This is a genomic window from Desulfoconvexum algidum (genome assembly GCF_055382125.1).
Genome location: NZ_AP042394.1, coordinates 698,711 through 720,552, shown reverse-complemented (window position 1 = coordinate 720,552; position 21,842 = coordinate 698,711). Strand labels below are relative to the sequence as shown.

Genomic DNA, 21,842 nt, shown 5'->3' with positions numbered 1-21,842 from the left:
AAATCATTTTTTCCTGCAGCTGCCGGAAAAAATACAAGTACATCAAGTATCGTTAAAAGGAGAACAGATAGGACAATTCCAGTATATTCTCATGATAGGTTTGATCACTGGTGGTGGAATCAGAAGAATATCTGCGTTGTTCGGCCGTAAGACGTATGGATTTTGACGCATCCCCCCAGGGGTGGTAGCCCGCCCTGGCCTGATATGCCCCATAATCTGTGTCATCTGCAAATTTCCGATTGCTATTGGTTGTTTGGGCCAGGATATCAAAGGTCCAGTGTTTGCCTGCATCATAGCCAAGGTCAATTTTCCCGCCCACCTTAGACTGGTCTCCCATGACTTGATCAATCAATTTGTAATCCAGATTGAGGGTGGAACGGAAAAGATGGTCATTGCTGAAACGCTTTTTCCACCCCACAGTGCCCCGCAGGGTGTTGATCTTCTGATCAACTGCACCGACAGCATCGTCATCAACATTTGTATAAATATAAGCCCCGCCCAAACGCCAGCCGGTTTTGGGTATTAGGTTAATATAAAGCTCTCCTTCATTGTAGCCCAGGTCCGCGCCCCGGCCGTCCATGGCCTTGGTCTGGAATCGCAGCCCCATCTCCCCCCGTTTCAAAAAATCAGGCCGGTAATCACAATAAAAGGTCCCATCACTGATGCTTTGGGTATCCCCCAGCTGGCCGTCAAGATTATCCCTGGAATATTTGAGGGTCATCCTGAATTTGAGCTGCCGGTCAAAATAATAGGAGGTGTCATTTTCAAAGCGTTCCCGGTCGGCGGCGCCTGAACCCACCAGGGGCTGAAAATTCGGATCAACATATTCATAGGTAAAATTAGAACGCAAGGAACGGGGCAGCGGCTTGGTAAGGAGTCGAAGCTTGACCGCATGGCTGGTTTTGGCAGCATGGTCATCTTGGAGATTATCAATGCCCTGCATCAATGCCATCGTGGCCTTGCCCGTAAGATACCGATTAAACCGCCAGTCCGCATCAATACCGCCATTAACCGCACTGGCTCCCAGGGAATTCACCTCTTCATAATCACCGGATTCAACCTTATCCCTTGCCATGGCCACGGTAAATGCCACACTTTGGCCGGCATCTTTCACATATTCAACATTGGCGCCGCCCAGCCAGCGGTCGGGCTGTTCATTGTCAACCGTGGTCACCATCTCCTGCCAGGTGGCCTTCTGAACACCGCCCACAAAGGAAGTTTTGAATCCGGTTCTTTTATTCTGCCCCAGATCCAACTTAACCCCTTTCAGGGAGGTGGAAAAGACGTAGGGATTATAGGAAGCTGCAATATCTCCGAGTTCTGACCGGCTTTCTTTTGTATACCGATATCCCCTGAAATAAAGAAGGCGCAATTCCTTTGAATCGATCTGCTCATCATTGGTTGCCCGGACCCTGAAATCAAACCCGAGCTTCCCCTGTTTTTCTCTATCCTTGGAAAGGTAAAAAGACAACTCCTGGCGATAGAACTCACCATCGTTCAAGGCTGTGCCGTCTGCCTCACCCTCGGTTTTTTTCACATTAAAATAAGTGGCTGACTGCCCCCGAACTTTCCATTTTTCTTCGGGTTTTACCGATGGGACTTCCCCCCCTGCCACAATAGAAACAAAAGAACACAAGATACCACAAACAATAAAGGTCCAGATTACCCGCTTCATACAAACTCCCCGCTCTCAATACAGATTGAAGTCAACCGTCATGTTATCAGATACGCCTGTTACCCAGGCAACAGAATCAAATTTCAGCCCAAAAAAATCAATATTTTAATAATCATACGGCACAGTATATGGACCTCCCGTGTTGTTGGTTTCGTTGCTTTCAGGAACCGTGTTATGGGGATCAATGGTGACAGACTCGAGATGATTACCAGAATCATAAGAATCGGTGCTTGTCGTCAGATGTGTACCCCCGGCAGGTATGGCAGGGATAAAAACATTTCCCACAGCTGACATCGGATAGTAACTACGGAAATTAACTGTCGTAGGCAGGCTTGCCGCTGATCCGGTATTGACGACGGTCATTTGAAATGTAAACGTGCTGGGGCCTCCAAGGTAATGAGCTGAACCATCCTGGATGGCAAGATCCGCCTGCCCGGTAGCAGGTTCGGTATCACTTCCCGGGTTATTAGCTGGAACTGCTTCCTGCCCAGGAACAGACGGTGTTTCCTCGGTCCACTCGGGAAGACTTGCACCAAAAAGATCGTTCCCTGCCAGCTCAACCAGCAGATAATCCCCATTTACCTCGTCAAACAAAAACCGAGAATATCCCCGTTCGGTCAATTGTCTCGCATCATCCAGGGTTTCATACCGTTTCTCCCAGCGGACATAGAGGAACTGCTTGACATTGTCGGCCACCACCCGGTCCACCCAATAATCCACCCGGAAAATCTCATAGGTCCGAAAATCAGAATACAAGGCATCTGTGAAGGTAAGGTAATCCTGACGGAAACGATCCTCGCTGACATAATCAAGAAATTCCCGGGCATCTTCATTTTCATAGGCCCCTATAAGACTTCGCAAAACCGTCTCAACCTTGTCGGCCCTGCCCTGGTTTTTTATCACCAGTTCCCGATCAAAACTGGAATCACCATACACCTGTGCGCTAAAGCAAAAAAAACATAAAAAGCAAAAAACCATTCCCCATGATACCTTGAATTTCATCCATATCTCCTTTAAAACAAAATTTTATACTTGATGAACATCTATACGTCATCGCTATTAATTATCTAAAGTTACAATCCCCCCTAAATAAAAACCAAATCAGAACCCCCTCGACAAGAGCAATATTAATGCCAAAAAAATACTTATTCCCAATGAATGTAATTCATTACTAAATTTCAGATAGTTAGTAAAAATAAGAGTGATTTTCTAAAATAAAGTTATTACATTATTTGCCCATTTTTATAACTTTTTTTACATAGACAACGCTATTAACACACATTTATTACACAAACAACACACAGTTATTACACAAACAACACAATTTGCACACATTTAGCGCACAAATAGCATGAATTTATTTTATTGATTGAATGATATTCAGAGAAAAAAAACAAGTCGTTGAATTCGAAACGCCGACGCGATGGTATCGCGATGGCCAGACAGCCACAGAACGTCTAAATACTGAACCCCGGATTTGATATCCGCTTTTGCCGAAACCACGCCCCCGGCAAAAATGTTTGGACCGAGCAGGAGGGACACGCCATCACAATTTTGATATTAGACGGGAATGCTGATGTTAAAGGTTGTGCCCTGACCCTTCTGACTTTCCACCTCGATCTTTCCACTGTGATACTGGACAATATGCTTAACAATGGCAAGCCCTAAGCCTGTACCGCCTTCGTTCCGGCTTCTGCCCTTGTCCACCCGGTAAAACCGGTTAAATATTTTTGGCAGATGTTCCTTGTCAATGCCGGTTCCAAAATCCTTAACCCTAATGACCACCATTCCCTTTTGACACATCGCACCAATGGTGACCCTTGTATTTTCCGGGTTATATTTAACGGCATTGTCCACCAGGTTAATAATGGCCTGCTCCATGAGGATGGGATCCATCATGGCCATTATGGTTTCAGAACAGTCCAGGGTAATCTGGATGTTTTTATCCATCGCCAGGGGCGAACAGATATGAAGGACACCCTCCAAAAGGGTTAAAAGGGGATGGGAATCAAACTTGATATCGGTTCCCTCAAGCCGTTCCAGCCGGGACAAGGCCAAAAGGTCATCTATCAATTCAACCATGCGGTTGACATTCTTTTCAATGATCTTTAAAAAAGTTTCGCTGTTTTGACTTTCATTGTCTGCCAGCATCTGCTGGAGGGTTTCAATAAACCCTTTTATGGTGGTTAACGGGGTTTTTAATTCATGGGAAACATTGGCGGCAAATTCCTTGTGCATCATTTCCAGACGCCGGATACGGGTAATATCATGGAAAATAATCAAGGTTCCCATTCGCTTTTTCCGGGTATCGTAGAGAGCGGTTGAATGGATGTTTAAGATGATGCTCTCATCGCGTTCAATTAAAATATCCTCCTCAACCGGCTCATGGGTGGACAATGCTCGCTGGATAAAGGTCTGGAGTTCATAATTTCGGGCCACTTCCAGAATGTTTTTTTTCTTGAGTGTCGGGGGGGGGAAATCAAATATTTTAGCGGCAGCCGTGTTAATGGTGATGATCTGCTCATTCTTGTCAATGGCAATCACTCCCTCCTGCATACTGGTATGAACCGCCTCAAGCTCGTGGCTCCGGTTCTTGAAGTCCAGAATTTTTCCGGATAGGTTTGCAGCCATTTTATTCATTGCCCGGGCCAATTGGGACAACTCTTGAGTGGCAGGAGCGGTTAATCTATTGTCCAGATTTCCCTTGGCAAACTCAATGGCCCCTCGTGTCATCTGCTCCAAAGGCTTTGTGACCCTTCTTGCCACATAAAAGCTGGCAATGGCGGCAGCAATGAGGGTAAGAATGAGGGCCACCAGGATATTATTCCGTACATCCGTAATTTTTTTATCAATGTCCGATATGGACACCGCCGTCCTGACCACGGCAATCACCTGGTTTGCTGGGTTGGCTATTTTAACTGATTTCTCTGGAACCCCCAATGCCCCCTGATCCTCCCGCTTTACGGGAAAAGCGATATACATCATATTCTGATCCAGGGTTGCGCTGTAACGGATGGAAATCCCTTTTTGACCTTTCAGGGCCGCTTGTATTTCAGGACGGGCCAAATGATTTTCCATGGTCTCAATCCGCCCAAAGGAGTCCCCGACCACCACGCCGGAAGGCAGGACAATGGTGACCCGTGTCTGGATGCTTTTCCCTACTTTTTTGCACTGGCTGTCAATTTGGGATATCGCTTGCCTGTCCTCCTTCAGGAGATGGGCAAACTTATTTTGCAGCAATTTTGCCTGAATGGTCAGTTCTCTTTCCGAATTCTCAAGAAAAAAATCCTTGAAATATCGGGTGGAATACCAGGTCACCGCGGTAAGGGACAGGAGGATGATGACCAGAAAGGAGGGAAATATCTGCCAGATAAGTTTTCGTCGTTTATTCATATGCCACCACTTTGCAATTAAGATTCCTTAAACCGATATCCAACCCCTCTGACAGTTTCAATATGGGAGGCATACTGTTTTAATTTTTTACGCAACCCCACAATGATCACATCAACGCTTCTTTCAGTGACGGCATAATTTTCACCGTGGACGGCATCCACAATCTGCCCCCGGGTGAAGACCCACCCCTTTTTATCTGCCAGGAAAGAAAGCAGATCAAACTCCGACAGGGTCAGATCAATCATCTGACCTTCTATGGTAACAATATGCTTGGCCCGGTCGATCGTCATATCCCCTTCCTGGTTGATCCGGGGCGGATCGCCAGGAATTGTTTTTTTGCGGCGCCTTAAAATAGCACGGATTCTTGCGGTAAGCTCCTTGGGACTAAAGGGTTTGGATATATAATCATTGGCCCCAAGCTCCAGGCCTGCCACTATATCGGATTCTTCCCCCTTGGCCGTTACCATGACAATGGGGATATCCATTGTCGCGTCCTCTTTTTTCAGATGCCGGGTCACCTCAAGCCCGTCAATACCGGGTAGCATGAGATCCAGAACCAGAAGATCCGGCTGGGACTTTTTGGCAATTTTAATGGCCTGTTCTCCTGTCATGGCGGTGAGGATGGTATATCCTTCGCTTTTGAGATTATATTTAATCAGTTCAATGATATCTTCTTCATCATCTACAATGAGTATGGTTTCCTTAGACATTTTCTATCCTGTTTTATGCGATTATCATCTGGTTTCATTTGGTGCCAGGGTATCAGGTATGACGGATAATTTCTCCCTCAATCAGATAAATTACCTCTTCGGCAATATTGGTGATATGGTCTCCGACCCGTTCGATATGCCGTGAAATCAAATACATATTAATGATTTCCTCAACCATTTTAGGGTGTTTTTGGATATCGGCCTTCATGATCCCATAGGCATCATTTCTCATGATATTGACGGTTTTGTCCATTTTCCGAACCTCATAGGCCATGTCAACATCCATGGAAACCAAGGCGTCCAGACTCATCTTCAACATTTTTGCAGCCAGATCCCCCATGGCGGTATAATCATATTTAAACTTATTGGGATTCCCGGAAGAAGTTTTATAGCGTTTGGAAATATTGACGGCATAATCAGCAATCCGTTCCAGGTCATTATTGATCTTGATCACCGCCACAATCAGGCGCAAATCCGTTGCCACGGGCTGGTACAGGGCAAGCATCTTGAGGCATTCCTCTTCGATTTCAATTTCCCGCTCATCCACTTTAAAATCAGTGTCAATTATAAATTGAGCCTGTTCCAGGTCCTCTTCCTGAACCGCAGTCACCGATCGTTTAAACCGGTCCTCCACCATGGCTCCCAAAGAAAGGATTTCTCGTTTGATCCGAAGCATTGCCCGATCAAGATGGATTGTCATTCTTGCCCCCGCAAATTTTGTCTTTTTTATTACTGGATTTATTGCACCAGACCTTCTGGCTTTAAAAGCGGTTTTACCCCATCTTAATTAGAATTGTGTTAGCATTATATTAACGCGAGATTAAATTTTATGAAGAAAGGAGCTTTTCCAGATATAGACGATTGCCCTTTTGATTATAGGAATACCGGGTAAAATAGGATCCCATAATAAAGAGCCCCCTGCCATGGGTCGTATCTCCCGGCAATCCGGAAAGCTGTTGGTCCTTCCAGTCAAACCCTTCTCCCTGATCTGCTATTTCAAGGCAGATGGATTTTCCCCTGTTAATTTTCAATTGAAACTCCACCAGTTTATCCGGATCATTTTTATTGCCATGGCGAACTGCGTTTGTCAGCCCCTCCCTCAGGACCAGATGAATGGCAAACAAGTGGGGGACAACCTCCTTATGGCCTGACTTCAAAAACTGGGTAACGGTCTTACAGGCGTCATCAATATATTCCAAAAAAGAGGGAAACCGGATATGAAGGTTGTCCTTGGACGTTGTTATCTCAAAAATATCAATATCTTTTTCCATGGCCCTATACCTCAATGCAAAGTAGAACAAGATCATCCTCGGGGCAAGCGTCATTGCCGAACAATTGGCTGATCATTTCCTTTGGTGCCCTGTCATAGGGAACATCTCTCAGGGTTTTATAGATAGGTAAAAGGCTGTCGGCACCACTGGCCCAGGTGATTTTATTTTCTGCTGACTCCACAAGCCCGTCGGAATAAATGAAGAACCGGTCTCCTTTGCTTACATGAAGGCTTTCCATACCAAAATGGGCATCTGAAAAAATCCCGCACACATCCCCATCGGATTTAATGAGAAAGGGGTCTCCCTTGACAGGCAGACATGCCACCGGCGGATGGCCGGCATTGATAATGGTCACTCGCATGGTGGTCCGGTTGATGTGCATGTAACAGGCGGTCAGATATTTACCCTGGGGCAGAATCTCCACCAGCACATCATTGATCATTTTCATACTTTCAGCAGGCGAATACACCGGGGTGCAGTTCTGGGCCAACAGGGCCTTTACCGATGCTGTCATATAACTGGTTTCGATATCGTGCCCCGAAGAGTCGGCCACAAAATAGCCGGTGATCTTGTCTGAAATATTTAAAATATCATAAAAATCGCCCCCGGCCTCCTGCAAGGCTTTATAATAGACACCAAACTTGGCATGGGGATGATCTTCGGACAAAGGCAACATGGCCACCTGGGCCTTGGTCACCTGGCGGAGTTTGGCTGCCTGGTCCTGGATCAAAGAATTGGTGGCAATAGAAAGTTTGAGATGAATCCTGACCCGGGCCAGCACCTCCTGGGGGTGAAAGGGCTTTGTAATATAATCAACCGCCCCCAGATCAAACCCTTTTAATTTGGCATCCACCTCGCTGACACCGGTTAGGAAAAGGACCGGTATGGCATTGGTGGCAGCTTCCTCCTTGAGTTTTTTGATCACGTCAAACCCGTTTTCCCCGGGCATTTCAATATCCAGCAATATCAGATCGGGCCGTTTCTCCAGGGCAATGGCCCTGGCATCTGGCCCGTTGTCCGCAATAAATATTTGATACCCTTCCTTGGACAATGAGCGTTCAATGATTCTTAAGTTCAGCAGATTGTCATCCACAGCCAGGACTGTGTAAGGGTGCGTATTTCCCATGATAAATGCCTCGGATAAAATTTAAATATCAGTTGGCGGCAAGGTTCTTGACCATGGTTTCAAGGTCAAGGATATAGGCATCAAAATTTTCCAGGCTGCCTGACCTTGCCTGGGATTCCATTTTTTTTGCCAGGACAAACATGTCGTCAAACCCCATGTTCCCGGCAGCGCCTTTTATGGAATGAGATGCCGCCGCCGCATCTTCGGGATGATTCGTGGAGACCCCCTGTTTGATTTTTTCCAGATCCGACAAAGTGGTGGTAATAAAAAGCTCAACCAGCTCCATAAAATCTTCTTCATCAAAACCAATCTTAGATGCAAGGTGTTTGAAATCCATGGAGACTCCTGTTGTAAAAAAAATACTTTTTTAGGGAAATATCAGTGTGCCAAAAAGTATAAAGAATTAATCTTTCCTTGTAAACCTTCAATTTAACTTGCACCAGGGTGCTGTTTTCACGAGAAAGATGCCATAAATTAAAATTGACATATAAAAAAAAAGTCCAATATTTATTCTTTTGGTAAGAAAGCAAAGGACATGACATGGGAAGCTGCAAAAAACATCCATCACGGGAAACGTCCCATCGATGTGCGAAATATGACATTTATCAATGCAAGGAATGCTTGCATTGTAAGGACCCCAAACTTTATTGTAAACACAGGCCCGCCTGCACCATCTATTTTATCACGGTAAAAGGGATGGACCCTGATTTTTGAAATATAATACAAGACTCTGTAATTTCACTTCATAACCGATAGCATATTGAACAAACGGACACAGCGATATATGAAAAAAGACACACATGATTTTATCCAGGGATACAAGGGACTGGGTGCCTTTGGCATGGACCGGGAAACAGATGAAGAGACGGTCATGTTTTATTTACAAAAATTTTCAGAAGATGGGTTTATGAAAACATTTCTTCCCAGACTTTCAGACACACAGTTGGAAGAGATCTATTTGTTTGTAAATAAACACTTGAAAAAACACATATCAGAAGATGAATACCATGGGCTGTTCTTAAAAGACAGATAGGATTATCGGTTAATGATGGTTCGTATGGGTCGATACAAGCAGGTTTCAATGGGATGCAAACGGTTTTTCTTGACAGATCACCCATATTCCCTTAATTTCATATCATATTCCCATAATTCCATACCATATTCTCATAATTCCATAGGTAACCGTATAAAATAAGGAGATATAAAAATGCACGGAAAAAAATTAGTTTCAAGTCTTTTGTCGGGGATTTTTCTGCTGGTGTTGGCAACGTACAGCCTGGCAAGTGACAAAAGTTTGATGATGGCCACCACCACCAGTACCGATAACACTGGTCTTCTGGAATATCTGATCCCCCATTTTGAACAGGAAACCGGGATTGCCCTCAAATGGACGGCCACAGGAACCGGCAAAGCCTTAAAATTAGGACAGAACTGTGACGTGGATGTACTGCTGGTCCATGCCCCCCCTGCTGAAAAAGCCTATATTGAAAAAGGATATGGCAAAGACAGAAGAGAAGTCATGTACAATGATTTTGTCATCATAGGGCCTGGGTCAGATCCCGCCGGTATTAAAGGAAAAAGCATTTCAGATGCCCTTGCAGCCGTCAAAAGCCACACCGCCCCTTTCATGAGCCGGGGGGATGATTCCGGTACCAATAAAAAGGAAAAACTGCTCTGGAAAGGGGCAGGAATCCCATTGCCGGACACAGAAAGCTGGTATATCCAGACCGGACAGGGCATGCTTGCCACCATCACTGTGGCCCAGGAGAAAAAGGGGTATACCATGACCGATCGGGGTACCTATATCAAATACCAGGACAGCCAGGGCGGAAACGCCCCCTTGAAAGTTTTGGTGGAAGGGGATAAGATTCTCTTGAACCAATACAGTGTGCTGACCCTTGATCCCGCCAACTGTCCCAAGGCCAAATACGACCTTGCCCTCAAATTCTCCGACTGGATGGCGTCACCCTCAGCCCAGAAACTCATTGGAGATTTCAGGCTTCTGGGTCAAGAATTATTTATACCCAACGCAAAATAGCGATAGGATTTTATGGATTTTATTGTTGCAGGTTTTATCAGGGCCATTGAGCTGCTGATAAATTTTGACCACTCCACCTATACGGCGGTTTCTGCAACATTGCAGGCATCCACCTGCTCCATGCTCATCAGCCTTGGAGCAGGTCTGCCCGCAGGGTTCCTTCTGGGATATTTTAATTTCAAAGGCAAAAGACCCCTTCGAACCGTTTTAGACACGCTTCTGGCGCTTCCCACGGTCTCGGTGGGACTTCTGGTCTATGCCTTTATATCCAGCCAGGGTCCTTTGGGTCAATTTGGACTTTTGTTCACCCTCACCGGCATTGCCATTGGCCAGACCATCCTTGCCTTTCCCATTGTAACGGCCATCACCGCCTCCATTGTGGAAAATATTGACCCGGAACTCAAGCTGACCCTGGTATCTTTAGGCGCCGGCAAACGGAACATAATTATGACCTGTTTGTGGGAAGTCAGATACGGATTGCTTGCAGCGGCGGTTACTGCCTATGGCCGTGTGTTAACGGAAGTGGGGATCTCCATGATGGTGGGGGGCAATATTAAATACCACACCAGAACCATTACCACGGCCATTGCCCTTGAAACCAACAAGGGAATGTTTGCCGACGGAATTGCACTGGGAATCGTCCTCATCGGCATCGCCTTTGCCGTCAACATTTCCCTCTCCTTTTTAAGAAAACAATAAAAATGACCCTGGCCACCTATAAACTAAACCAGCTCCAGCACTATTACGCGGATAAACGAGTACTGGATATCGATGGGCTGCAAATCCAAAAAGGGTCGATTACCGGCCTGACCGGCCCCAACGGCAGTGGCAAAAGCACCCTGCTCAAAATCATGGCCTTTGCCCTGAAACCAACCACAGGGGAAGTGTGGTTCAATGGGCGCCAAGAATTCCCCCTCTCCCCCCGGGTCCGCTCCAGGGTCACCCTGCTCACCCAAAAACCTTATCTTTTAAAGCGATCGGTTTTTGACAATATTGCCTATGGGTTGAAAATCCGACGAGACAGGGAGAACCTTGAAAACAGAATCAAGGAGGCCCTTAAAAGTGTCGGGCTTAGCTATAACGAATTTGCCCACCGGCAATGGCATGAGCTTTCCGGCGGGGAAGCCCAGCGGGTGGCCATGGCCGCCCGCCTCATCTTAAAGCCCGAGGTGTTGCTCCTGGACGAACCCGTGGCCAGCGTGGATACCAAAAGTGCCGGACAGATCCGGCAAGCCGCTCTGGCTGCCAGGCGAGACTGGGGATGCACGCTTCTGATCGCCAGCCATGATCTGCCCTGGCTCTATGAATGCAGCGACACACAGATCTCCATTGCCAATGGCAGACTCTTTTCAACGGGGAAAGAACATATCATTCCCCCGCCCTATGACCTGTCACAAAAAAAAGGCCCTGTAAAATGGATTGGCATCGAAGGAAAGGGTGAGTATATCCTGTTGCCCCCAAGTGAAAAAACCGATGGATTCGCCGTGATACAACAAAAAAAACTTCACATCTGCCTTGAAAAAGAAAAGGAAAGTGGGTGGGATAACCAGATAACAGGAGAAATCACCTCCATGCTCATGGAAAAAAGCTCCCATCACATCATGACCACCCTCCAGGCCAAGGATTTTTCACTGAACATCCGCTTTTCCCCGGATCAGGCAACGGCCCTCAACCTGTTGCCCGGCAAACGACTCATCCTCATGTTCCATTCCCGGGACATTGAATGGCGATAGCCAAATTTTGAAAAACAAAGAATGTAATCTTCAACCCTTAAGCGACATCCTTTCTACACCGCATCCCCTTTGGCGGGTATTTTTGACATGATATGTTCTGACAATGCCGTAATGGTCAAGCTTGGATTTACCCCAAGATTGGCAGATACCACGGATCCGTCTGCAACATAAAGGCCCGGGTAATTAAACAATTCTCCCTTGTCAGACACCACGCCCGTTTGGGCAGACTCTCCCATGCAGCATCCGCCCAGAATGTGGGCAGTGGTAGACATGTCCATAAGAACTTCGGGAAAGGAACTCAAGGGAATTCCGTCCATTTTTTGGGCCAGGCGCTTGGCCGTTTCATTGGCAACGGGGATATAGCTGGGGGATCTTTCAAATCCTTGGGGAATTTCAGAATTGATGGATTTTCCGCCCAAACGCCACCAGCGTTTTTTATAGCCCAGTTTAAGGTGATTTTTGTCGGTCTGCATCACCAGAAGTATGGAGATGGAGGCGGCTTTTCCCAGGGGCCATAAAAGCTTGAGAAACTGCAGTGGATGCCTTGCAACATTGCCCAAATACCGAATCACCCGGGGAATACTGCCTCCCCCCCCGGCCATAATGGTATACAGATTCAGCAGAACATCGGACCCTTTATTGTAGCGGACAATTTCGATGTGGGTGGTCTTGTCCGGGTAAATCCCTGAAGTAATAGCGATCTGGTCATTCCAGTCGCAGGTTTTATCAAAGGATTTAACGCCGATGAGGGCTTCTGAATTGGTCCTGACAAAATTACCCAGTTCATCGGAGATATGGGGCAAAAGCCCCTTGTCTTTGCACTGACTCAACAATTTGACCGTTCCCAGGACACCGCCGGAAAAGATCACGCCTTTGACCCTGTATACCTTTTCCTTTTTAAAAATCCCTTTAATACTTGTGGTGATCACCTCATATCCGTCGGCAATCGGTCTCACACCCGTCACCAATGTTTGGGCAATAACTTTGGCCCCTTTGCCCCGGGCAAGAAAAAGATAATTTTTGTCCAGGGTATTTTTTGCCCCCACAGGACAGCCGATCATACAGGCACCGCAAAAGGTGCACCCGGTCCGATCCGGTCCTTTGCCGTCAAAATAGGGGTCTGGAACTGTTTTTTCCGGTGTGCCGAAAAAAATCCCCACATCATTTTTATGAAAGGTATCCTGACCGGTCATGTCCATACCGACCTCTTTTAGCAATATATCGGCTTTGCCCACCTGGGGGCTGACATTGGCACCCAGCATTTTTTTGCCGGTTTCATAATGAGGTGCAAGGGTTTTTTCAGGATTTTCAATGCACCAGTCCTTACTTTTAAACACCTCTTCCGGCGGAACCAAGAGCTGGTTTGCATAGACCAGACTGCCGCCCCCCACGCCGCTTCCATGAACAATCATCACATGCTTAAAAAGAGTGAGCATCTGGTATCCATAGCAGCCGATCTGGGGAATCCACAGATATTTTTTAATATTCCAGTTTGTTTTGGGAAAATCTTTTGTCGCCCATTCCCTGCCCTTTTCAATCACGGCGACCCGGTAACCTTTTTCTGCGAGCCTCAGGGCGGATACACTTCCGCCAAAGCCAGAGCCAATCACAATATAATCAAAATCATGGGGCTTGGTTGAATTCATCTGTCATCCTTATTGAAGGGCCATTATGGCCGGATTAAGTTATGGGTACAGATAATTTGGCCTCAGGGTTTTAACACCAGAAAATACAATTGCCCCCGGGTATTCATATGACCTGCCGTGAACTCGGCATAGGGTCCATTGCCGCAAAAAAGGTCTGCCCGGCCAGGGCCTTTGATGGCTCCGCCGGTGTCCTGATTCAAGACAAACAGGGAAGTCTTCTCCCATTGTTCCAGGGGTTCAAGAAAATCCGGGTCGGGAAGAGCCGCCTGGGCAAAACACAGGGCGCCATTGGGAAACAGCCGCTGGTCCGTGGCAATGGACCGCAAGGGTGTGATCTCCACATTGATACTGCCGTAAGGGCCCCCTTCCTCGGTTTTAAAGAAAACAAAGCTTTCATTGTAGTGGAGCACCTCATCCATGCGATGGGGATTATTTTCCAGCCATTTCCGGATGGCCTGCATGGACATATCTTCTCTGGCAATTTCATTTTTCTCAATGAGGTACCGCCCCACGGACCGATAGGCATTGCCGTTACTGCCGGCATAATGGATCCGAAGCTGGCCCCCCTGTTCAAGGTTCACCCTGCCCGATCCCTGGATTTCAAGAAAAAATCGGTCCACCCGGCTTTCAAGCCAGGCCACCGGCTCTGCCCTGTTCAGAAAATCAGGAAGATTGTTGATCTGAGCCCGGGAATAATAGGGGACCACCCGGCGGGTGTCAGGATTAAGACGAGCCCTGAGACGTTTGTGCCCTTTATATTCATCGCTAAAAAGGGAAAGATCAATCTGCACAAGATCCATAGGCGTTGAATAGACGGGATAAACATAGGTATCGTCCTGTTCCAGACTGCCCTTGTAGGTGGGTTCATAATAGCCGGTGAACAAAACCTCTCCCGTGTCAGAGCCCGGACTCTTGAATACCAAAAATTCTTCTTTTATGCGGGCATTGAGTTCAACCGGGGAAAGATTTTCTGCCAAAAGGGCCTGGAATCTTTCCAGGGTGCGGATCATATGGCCAGCATCAAATATATCCTTTTCATAGGCATATTTCCGGGACAAAGGCACCCGCTTAAAATAGATCAGGCTCTGGTCAATGGAACGGGCAAGGCCCTCAAAACTGCGGCTGTCAAAAAATTGGGGATAATTTCGGGGCGCAACCTTTATCAAGGGCAGCTGGGAAGGTTCCTCTGGTCCTTTAAAAAACCCGCATCCGGAAAGAAAAACACAAAACCCGACACCCATCAAACAGGTCAAGACAAAACCATGCCAGGACAAAGGTTTAAACCGCATCATCATGCCTCGCATCATCATGCCTCGCATCATCATGTTTTGCATCATCATGCCTCGTATCATCATGTCTCGCATTAAAGTGCCGGGTGGTCTCGCACCCCGGGTCGATGAAATCAAGATCCGTCATCTTCCGGGAGGAAACCGAAAGGATTTCTAAACGTTTAGCAGAGGTCATCACCCGCTTTTCCATGGCCCCGACGGTCCGGTTAAAGGTGACGGCTGTTTTTTCAATATCCTTGCCCAGACGGTTCATATTATCGGTCATGGAACAAAGCCTCGCATATAATTCTCCCCCAAGTTCTCTAATCTGTTCTGCATTTTCATAGCCTTTTTGCTGCCGCCATGCATAGGAGACCGTCTTTAAAAGTGCGATCAAGGTGGTGGGGGTCGCAAGGATCACTCCCTTTTGTATCCCTTTTTCAATAAGGTCTGGTTTGCTTTCAAGGGCTGCGGAAAAAAAACTTTCCCCGGGAATAAAAAGGACCACAAACTCGGGAGTGGGGGAAAAATGGGCCGCATATTCCTTGGAAGCCAAATTGGCAACATGGGCGAGCACCTGACCGGCATGGGCCTTCATTCGCACCTTTCTTTCCGTGTCATCCTTTGCCTCCAAGGCGTCCAAATAGGCAATCAAGGGGACCTTTGCATCCACAATTATTTTCCGATTCCCGGGCAGGGTGACCACCATATCCGGACGCAAGCTTCCCTTGCCAGACCCTTTGGTCATCTGTTCTTCAAAATCGCAATGGTCCACCATGCCGGCCAGTTCGGCCACTTTTTTCAGGGTAATTTCCCCCCACCGGCCCCGAACATGGGGCTGCCTGAGCGCTTTCACCAGATTTCCTGTTTCCTGGTGCAGATGCGCCTGGGTCTGGGCCATTTCCCGAAGCCGTTCCGTTATGGTCCCAAAGGCATTTTCCCGGTCTCGTTCCATGAGCCCCAGATGGATTTCATATTTGTCTAAAATCTGACGAACCGGGTCAACCGTCCTTAAAATCTCGTCCCCTTTGATATCAAAATCTTTTCTAGCCTCCCTGACATATCCGCTAAAATAGGACTGGGCAAGTTCCATAAATTTACTGGAATTTTCATTTAACGCCTGGTGGGACAAATCCTTGAGCCTTGCTGAAAAAAACAGGGTGGAGGATCGGGCCAAAAATATACTCACCACAACGCCCAGAAAAAATCCCAGGGCAATCCCGATCCCAAGCAGTAAAAATGGTTCCAGGGAAGCCAGATTATTGTGAAGAGTTTGCATCTGCGTCTGCCGTATAGGTCCCGCTTTTGCCGCCTGACTTTGATTTCAGGTAGATCCCTGAGATACGCATTCCCCTGTCATAGGATTTACACATGTCATAAATGGTCAAGGCAGCCACAGAAACCGCTGTCAGGGCTTCCATTTCCACACCGGTCCGACCGGTCAACGAGACTTCTGCCTCAATAAATATCTTGGATTGGTCTATGTTCGGGAAAAAATCAACCCTGACATAGGTGATATTTAAGGGATGACACATGGGAATCAGGTCTGCGGTTTTCTTGGCAGCCATGACCCCGGCAATGCGGGCGGCCTCCAGAACATTCCCTTTTTTCACCCGTTCATCCAAAATCATGTTAAGGGTCGCAGCCTCCATGGAGATGGACCCCATGACCACGGCCACCCGTTTGCTCTCTTTTTTTTCTCCCACATCCACCATCCTGACCCGGCCTTGCGCATCAAGGTGTGTAAAATCTGTCATATTCTCTTTCCTTTTATATGAAACTTTGGCCCCGGTTATTGAGCAAAAATTTGCGTCTTTTTAGTAACTTCAGACTTGATCTGGTTCAGGGTGTCGGTCAGGGTTTTAATAACTGTCTCGCGGATATCCCCTGCCACCACTATAAACATTACATCATCTCCTACGGCCAGGTGTTTGTCCTCCTCTATATGAACCAGTATCTCCACAATACCGGGAGTCTCTCGCTGTTTTGCAAGAATCTGGGCCAAGCGTTGGTGGTCCACAGTGAGGGAAAGACCTGTGACAGCATCCCCTTCCCGGGTGGTGGCCCGGACAACACCATTATGGCATAAAATCATACCGGCCTTTGGGTAATCAGGGTGTTTTTTTATCTGGTCGAGCAGTGTCACGATATTCATGGGGCAACTCCTGTTTTATTTAGATTATTGTGGGAAGACCCGCCCATTTATTTTGTCTCTTTGGCCATTGATCTGGCGGTTTTAAGGTCCTCAAGTGTATTGACATTAAACATGAACCGCATGGAAGGGTCCAGCTTTTTCAAATCAGACACGCAAATTTCCTTAACTTTTTTCTTCCTGAAAGATTTTTTGATCATCAATATATTTTTTTCAAGGTTGGTTTCAATCAAGGGAATACATTCCCTTGAATAGAGGGCAGCCAGGGGTTCCAGTCCATCATCGGTGCGAGGAACAATCACCTCGACCCCCTGTTCTCTCTGGCCGATCAAATGTTGAATCACCTGTTCATTTGCAAAGGGAACATCACAGGCCGTGACATAGACCCAGGGGTTGGATGCATAGAACAATCCTGCATGGAGGCCTGCAAGAGCACATCGGGAGGGGTGGATATCTGTCACCACCATCATGTCCCATCCGATAAAATCCCTTGGGTCGTTGACCACAATGATGACCTCCTTAAACAATTTTGAAAACAACCCATGAATCCTTGTCAGCATCATATCATCCCCCACCCGGCGAAAGGTTTTTTTTTCCCCGGGAAGCCGGCTGTTTTCCCCGCCAGCCAGGATCACCCCTGTACAATCATATTTCATTCACACCCCATCCCGTAAAAAATTAAAAACCCCTCCTTTGATTATAAGAACTTGAACTTAAAATCAAGGTGTTGCCCCCCGGAAAAAAAAATGATACAGATTCTGGGGCAGAAAATGTCAGTTTATATGACACGGATCTTTTACCCCAGTACGGGAGAGGCAGTCTATGAAAAAGAAAAAAACGATTCTCAATGATCAGGATTTTAAACGAATCATTACAAGGATCGCCTATGAAATAATTGAGATCCACAAGGGGGTTCAAAACCTGGGCTTGGTCGGGATTCAGACCCGGGGGGATTCCCTTGCCAAACGGTTGGCCGATCAAATCAGGGACATAGAAAACATCATTGTCCCCGTGGGCAGCATGGACATTAATATGTACCGGGATGACTGGACCAAAATCAGTCATCAGCCAACGGTGAGGCCCTCCAACATCCCCTTTAGTGTGGATGATAAAAAAATTATCCTAGTGGATGATGTTTTGTATACAGGCCGTACCATCCGATCGGCCATGGATGCACTTATGGATTTTGGCCGCCCCTCCCGCATCGAACTTGCCATCCTCGTTGACAGAGGCCACAGGGAACTGCCCATCCAGGCAGACTACAGAGGAATTTTTGTGGACACGGAACAAGATGACATGATCCATGTCCATGTCCTGGAACATGATGATGAAGACCTGGTTTACAAGGAGATTGAACGATGAGTACCCTATTGCATAAACAAAATACCCCGGGCAATATCAAAATTGCCGTCATCTCTGTTTCCACCACCCGAAAACTTTCCGAAGACACGAGTGGGGCATGGATAAAAAAACAGGCCAAACGAGAAGGGCACGAAGTGATCATCCACCAGGTGGTCACCGACGAAATTATGGCCATCCAGGAACTTGTCCACCATGTAACCGATAAAATCAATCCAGATGCCATCATCATGACCGGCGGCACCGGGATCAGCCCCAGGGATGTTACCATTGAAGCGGTACGCCCTTTATTTGAAAAAGAATTAACGGCCTTTGGGCCTTTGTTTGCCAATTTAAGTTTTGAAGAGATAGACTCTGCCGCCATTTTATCCAGGGCCACCGCCGGGATCATAAAAGAAACCATCGTCTTTTGCATGCCCGGCAGTATCAAGGCCTGCAAAATGGCCTGCAATAATCTGATCTTTCCTGAACTTGGACACCTGCTAAAACACATAAAGGAATAAGTATGAAAAAATTTATTGAAGACTGGAAAGAAACAGATACCCGAACCAAACAAGCCTTTACAGAGCTGCTGGACCATTTAAACAGCCTGGAGGATATTACCCTTGATTTTAATGCCCGCCCAGGGCTCACTTATTCGCTTCGCCCCCGGCACGCAAACCAGACAGAGCGGTCTTTGTTTGCCATGGTGGATGTAATTGATGACGACCCAAAAGAAAGATGGCTTTCAGTCTGTTTTTACGGTGAGATGATCACAGACCCCGATGAAACCGGTGACCTTATTCCCGAAGGGCTTCTGGGAGAGGATGGATATTGTTTTGATCTCTATGAATATGACCCAGGCGAGATGGCCTATTTGAAAGAACGATTGACCCAGGCCTATAAAAACGCAGCAAAATAATACTTTTAGATGGGGGCTCTCCGGCATTGCCGCCCTGACCCCCATCCTGCTTTTTATTCTGCTGTTATTCGGAGTATCGCCTTTATACGGAAAATCGGATGTTTAAAATATCCCCGTCCTTAACAATATATTCCTTGCCTTCCACGTAGACCTTGCCGTTTTTCTTGAGTTCCGCCTCGGAGCCAAGCGCTATGAGTTCATCATATTTAAAGACCTCTGCCCGGATAAATCCGCGTTGAAGATCCGAATGGATGACCCCTGCTGCCACCGGGGCCTTGGAATTTTCCCTCACCAGCCACTGGCGGACCTCATCGGTTCCCACGGTAAAAAAAGAAATCAGGTTCAAGGATTTCAAGCAAAGCCGGGTCAGGGTTTCAAGGGTGGTGGTTGTAATCCCCAAGTCCTCTAAAAACTCAGCCTTTTCCGCTTCTGAATCCAGCAGGGCAATCTCGGCTTCCACCTTGGCAGAAACCAGCATCACCTCTATTGTCAATCGATCACAGCTCTCTTTGAACCCTGCCAGCAAAGCCTCATCGCCCAGGTCATCCTCGGACACGTTCACGGCAACCACCAGCTTTTTACGGGTGATAAAGGGGTAGGAGCGAATCAGCCGCTCCTCATCCTCGCTCAATTCCAAGAGCCGCAGGGGCAATTCTTGCTCCAGATGTTCCTTAAGCCGGATCATCAGGGTCAATTCTTTTTGCTGGTCCTCATCCTTGATCTTTTTCACCATGGCCTCAAGGCGTTCAATCCTTTTTTCCACAAAGATCTGGTCATGCATGACAAGTTCTGAGTTGACCATTTGAAAATCCCGTAGGGCATCCACTGATCCGTCTTCATGGTAAATGGCATCATCTTCAAAGGCGCGGACCACATGGCAGATGGCATCCATATCGGCAATATCCTTGAAAATATCCCCTCTTGCAATGGTTTCCGCCTCCATTTTCGGCAGGAGCACCAGGTCAATCCTGGCACGCACATCTTTTTTGGGCCCGTACATATCCCTTAGAATGTTGAATCTTGAATCCAAGATATCCGCTGTACCCGGAACAGGTTTTAATGCTTTGCCAGGCTCTGTAATTTCCTTGCCCGTTAAAATCTGAAACAAGGTTTTTTTACCTGTCTGGGGCAGGCCAATAATTCCAACCTTCATATTTTTTTACCTATCCTCTTTTACCTATCCTTATGTTTAATTTAAATTTACTTCACAAGGAAATTAATATATCAAATTTATGAAAATTTAAACAATGAAAATAAAGCTTGCAAAAGGAGCCCCTGGTGAAGGATTCTCAATATTACCCCCCTTTTTTATTTGGCAACGGCCATATCCAGACCATTTACCCGGCATTATTCCGGAAAAGCGCCTCCCTCGTTTATACAAGGGAACGTATTAAAACCCCGGACAACGACTTTTTAGACCTGGACTGGTCCATGACCGGCAGCAGCCGGCTTACCATCATCTCCCACGGCTTGGAAGGCAACACCACCCGAACCTATATAAAGGCCATGGCCCAGGCCGTAAATGACGACGGCTGGGACGCACTGGCCTGGAATTACAGGTCCTGCAGCGGTGAACCCAACAGACTTTTGCGTTCCTACCACAACGGCGCTACCGATGACCTGGCCTGTGTGATTGACCATGCCCGAGAAAAAGGAAAATATAATGAAATTGCCCTGGTGGGATTCAGCCTGGGCGGCAATCTGACCCTGGTTCACCTGGGACGGGACCGGGTGGATCCCCTGGTCAAACGAGCCATTGCTTTTTCCGTCCCCTGCAACCTTGAAGCCAGTGCCAGGGCGCTGACAAAACCTTCCAACAAGCTTTACATGAAACGGTTTCTGGTCCTGCTCCACCAAAAAATAAAGGACAAGATGGCCATTATGCCCCATGCCCTCAATGATGTTGGCTATGATAAAATTAAAACCTTCAAGGACTTTGACGATCGCTACACAGCCCCCATCCACGGTTTTAAGGATGCCCGTGACTATTGGGAAAAATGCTCCAGCCGCCAGTTTATCCCCGCTATAAAAATCCCCTGCCTGATCATCAATGCCCTGGATGATCCCTTTTTACCCCGGAAGTGTTTCCCTGTGGCAGAAGCCGACGCCAACCCCAACATTACATTAAAAATGCCAAAATCAGGCGGGCATGTGGGCTTTGTCTCTTTTAATAAAAAAAATCTTTATTGGTCGGAACAGCAGACGATCTCTTTTTTAAACCATCATCTGTAATGATAGGATAAAAAACAGGATATCAGGGTAGTTTTATTTTTTGTTTTGCAGGGTCTGAATGCTGGCGGAACAAAATAACCACATGCCCCACCATCCCGGCCACATGACTGTGTGTAATTGAGGCAATTTCGTCAACCAACGCAGTTTTCAACTCTTTTTCCTTGTGATCGCTAAATTTTATCTTAATCAATTCAGCAGCATCAAGGGCCATATTAATTTCATCGGTCAAAGAAGAGGTAATCCCCTTCTGCCCCACAAATGCAGCCGGGTTCAATTTATGGGCAAGCCCCCTTAAATACTTTCTTTGTGATCCTTTTAATGGTGTCAAAATCTATTCC

At 46.9% G+C, this 21,842-nt stretch carries 24 protein-coding genes; 8 read left to right on the top strand and 16 right to left on the bottom strand.

The window, feature by feature from the left end:
• Window positions 1-52: 52 nt before the first annotated feature.
• The 8 genes from ACZ45G_RS03220 to ACZ45G_RS03185 form a co-directional block, all read right to left on the bottom strand.
• Window positions 53-1,675, bottom strand: coding sequence for a hypothetical protein (locus tag ACZ45G_RS03220; RefSeq protein WP_464175228.1), 1,623 nt, complete (start codon window positions 1,673-1,675; stop codon window positions 53-55).
• Window positions 1,676-1,780: 105 nt separating this feature from the next.
• A complete protein-coding gene (locus ACZ45G_RS03215) occupies window positions 1,781-2,677 on the bottom strand; it encodes a CARDB domain-containing protein (RefSeq protein WP_464175227.1) in 897 nt (298 codons plus the stop codon).
• Between the two features lie 558 nt (window positions 2,678-3,235).
• Window positions 3,236-5,068 (bottom strand): HAMP domain-containing sensor histidine kinase, encoded by a 1,833-nt coding sequence (locus ACZ45G_RS03210; protein WP_464175226.1) that lies wholly within the window; start codon window positions 5,066-5,068, stop codon window positions 3,236-3,238.
• A gap of 17 nt (window positions 5,069-5,085) precedes the next feature.
• Window positions 5,086-5,778: a response regulator gene (locus tag ACZ45G_RS03205; RefSeq protein WP_464175225.1), complete on the bottom strand. Its 693-nt coding sequence runs from the start codon at window positions 5,776-5,778 to the stop codon at window positions 5,086-5,088.
• A 52-nt stretch (window positions 5,779-5,830) separates the two neighbouring features.
• Window positions 5,831-6,478 (bottom strand): phosphate signaling complex protein PhoU, encoded by a 648-nt coding sequence (gene phoU, locus ACZ45G_RS03200; RefSeq protein WP_464175224.1) that lies wholly within the window; start codon window positions 6,476-6,478, stop codon window positions 5,831-5,833.
• A 127-nt stretch (window positions 6,479-6,605) separates the two neighbouring features.
• Window positions 6,606-7,049 (bottom strand): ATP-binding protein, encoded by a 444-nt coding sequence (locus ACZ45G_RS03195; RefSeq protein ID WP_464175223.1) that lies wholly within the window; start codon window positions 7,047-7,049, stop codon window positions 6,606-6,608.
• A 4-nt stretch (window positions 7,050-7,053) separates the two neighbouring features.
• The gene (locus tag ACZ45G_RS03190; protein WP_464175222.1) at window positions 7,054-8,175 is read right to left on the bottom strand and encodes a PP2C family protein-serine/threonine phosphatase; all 1,122 of its coding nucleotides are present in this window, start codon (window positions 8,173-8,175) and stop codon (window positions 7,054-7,056) included.
• Between the two features lie 28 nt (window positions 8,176-8,203).
• Complete coding sequence (locus ACZ45G_RS03185; RefSeq protein ID WP_464175221.1) at window positions 8,204-8,512, bottom strand: Hpt domain-containing protein; 309 nt, start codon at window positions 8,510-8,512, stop codon at window positions 8,204-8,206.
• Window positions 8,513-8,959: 447 nt separating this feature from the next.
• On the opposite strand from ACZ45G_RS03185, the gene ACZ45G_RS03180 reads away from it, so the two are divergent.
• The 4 genes from ACZ45G_RS03180 (at window position 8,960) to ACZ45G_RS03165 (ending at window position 11,946) form a co-directional block, all read left to right on the top strand.
• Window positions 8,960-9,208, top strand: coding sequence for a cytoplasmic protein (locus tag ACZ45G_RS03180; protein ID WP_464175220.1), 249 nt, complete (start codon window positions 8,960-8,962; stop codon window positions 9,206-9,208).
• Between the two features lie 174 nt (window positions 9,209-9,382).
• Window positions 9,383-10,213: an ABC transporter substrate-binding protein gene (locus ACZ45G_RS03175; protein ID WP_464175218.1), complete on the top strand. Its 831-nt coding sequence runs from the start codon at window positions 9,383-9,385 to the stop codon at window positions 10,211-10,213.
• A gap of 12 nt (window positions 10,214-10,225) precedes the next feature.
• Complete coding sequence (locus ACZ45G_RS03170; RefSeq protein WP_464175217.1) at window positions 10,226-10,912, top strand: ABC transporter permease; 687 nt, start codon at window positions 10,226-10,228, stop codon at window positions 10,910-10,912.
• Between the two features lie 2 nt (window positions 10,913-10,914).
• The gene (locus tag ACZ45G_RS03165) at window positions 10,915-11,946 is read left to right on the top strand and encodes an energy-coupling factor ABC transporter ATP-binding protein (RefSeq protein WP_464175216.1); all 1,032 of its coding nucleotides are present in this window, start codon (window positions 10,915-10,917) and stop codon (window positions 11,944-11,946) included.
• Window positions 11,947-11,999: 53 nt separating this feature from the next.
• Here the strand turns inward: ACZ45G_RS03165 and ACZ45G_RS03160 are convergent, their stop codons facing one another.
• From ACZ45G_RS03160 to mobA, 6 genes are all read right to left on the bottom strand, one after another.
• Window positions 12,000-13,592 (bottom strand): GMC family oxidoreductase, encoded by a 1,593-nt coding sequence (locus ACZ45G_RS03160; RefSeq protein ID WP_464175215.1) that lies wholly within the window; start codon window positions 13,590-13,592, stop codon window positions 12,000-12,002.
• 62 nt (window positions 13,593-13,654) lie between these two features.
• Complete coding sequence (mltA, locus tag ACZ45G_RS03155; RefSeq protein WP_464175213.1) at window positions 13,655-14,932, bottom strand: murein transglycosylase A; 1,278 nt, start codon at window positions 14,930-14,932, stop codon at window positions 13,655-13,657.
• Entirely contained in the window at window positions 14,871-16,139 is a 1,269-nt protein-coding gene (locus ACZ45G_RS03150) for a DNA recombination protein RmuC (protein WP_464175212.1), read from the bottom strand. The genes mltA and ACZ45G_RS03150 overlap by 62 nt, the downstream gene beginning before the upstream one ends.
• Window positions 16,120-16,617, bottom strand: coding sequence for a cyclic pyranopterin monophosphate synthase MoaC (gene moaC, locus ACZ45G_RS03145; protein WP_464175211.1), 498 nt, complete (start codon window positions 16,615-16,617; stop codon window positions 16,120-16,122). The genes ACZ45G_RS03150 and moaC overlap by 20 nt, the downstream gene beginning before the upstream one ends.
• Window positions 16,618-16,652: 35 nt before the next feature.
• Window positions 16,653-17,015 carry a molybdenum cofactor biosynthesis protein MoaE gene (locus ACZ45G_RS03140; RefSeq protein WP_464175210.1) on the bottom strand — a complete coding sequence of 121 codons (363 nt, stop codon included), beginning with the start codon at window positions 17,013-17,015 and terminating at the stop codon, window positions 16,653-16,655.
• A gap of 47 nt (window positions 17,016-17,062) precedes the next feature.
• Window positions 17,063-17,668 (bottom strand): molybdenum cofactor guanylyltransferase, encoded by a 606-nt coding sequence (gene mobA, locus ACZ45G_RS03135; protein WP_464175209.1) that lies wholly within the window; start codon window positions 17,666-17,668, stop codon window positions 17,063-17,065.
• Window positions 17,669-17,834: 166 nt separating this feature from the next.
• Here mobA and pyrR point away from each other — a divergent pair, with 166 nt between their 5' ends.
• From pyrR to ACZ45G_RS03120, 3 genes are read left to right on the top strand one after another with little or no spacing between them, the layout of a single operon-like run.
• The gene (gene pyrR, locus ACZ45G_RS03130; protein ID WP_464175208.1) at window positions 17,835-18,374 is read left to right on the top strand and encodes a bifunctional pyr operon transcriptional regulator/uracil phosphoribosyltransferase PyrR; all 540 of its coding nucleotides are present in this window, start codon (window positions 17,835-17,837) and stop codon (window positions 18,372-18,374) included.
• On the top strand, window positions 18,371-18,874 hold the full coding sequence (locus ACZ45G_RS03125) for a MogA/MoaB family molybdenum cofactor biosynthesis protein (RefSeq protein ID WP_464175207.1): 504 nt from the start codon (window positions 18,371-18,373) through the stop codon (window positions 18,872-18,874). The genes pyrR and ACZ45G_RS03125 overlap by 4 nt, the downstream gene beginning before the upstream one ends.
• A 2-nt stretch (window positions 18,875-18,876) precedes the next feature.
• The gene (locus tag ACZ45G_RS03120; RefSeq protein ID WP_464175205.1) at window positions 18,877-19,272 is read left to right on the top strand and encodes a hypothetical protein; all 396 of its coding nucleotides are present in this window, start codon (window positions 18,877-18,879) and stop codon (window positions 19,270-19,272) included.
• An 82-nt stretch (window positions 19,273-19,354) separates the two neighbouring features.
• Here the strand turns inward: ACZ45G_RS03120 and ACZ45G_RS03115 are convergent, their stop codons facing one another.
• Complete coding sequence (locus ACZ45G_RS03115) at window positions 19,355-20,425, bottom strand: DUF933 domain-containing protein (protein ID WP_464175204.1); 1,071 nt, start codon at window positions 20,423-20,425, stop codon at window positions 19,355-19,357.
• A gap of 125 nt (window positions 20,426-20,550) precedes the next feature.
• Here ACZ45G_RS03115 and ACZ45G_RS03110 point away from each other — a divergent pair, with 125 nt between their 5' ends.
• Window positions 20,551-21,504 (top strand): YheT family hydrolase, encoded by a 954-nt coding sequence (locus ACZ45G_RS03110; RefSeq protein ID WP_464175203.1) that lies wholly within the window; start codon window positions 20,551-20,553, stop codon window positions 21,502-21,504.
• A 22-nt stretch (window positions 21,505-21,526) separates the two neighbouring features.
• Here ACZ45G_RS03110 and ACZ45G_RS03105 read toward each other — a convergent pair whose 3' ends face one another.
• Window positions 21,527-21,832, bottom strand: coding sequence for a YhbY family RNA-binding protein (locus tag ACZ45G_RS03105; protein ID WP_464175201.1), 306 nt, complete (start codon window positions 21,830-21,832; stop codon window positions 21,527-21,529).
• Window positions 21,833-21,842 lie beyond the last annotated feature (10 nt).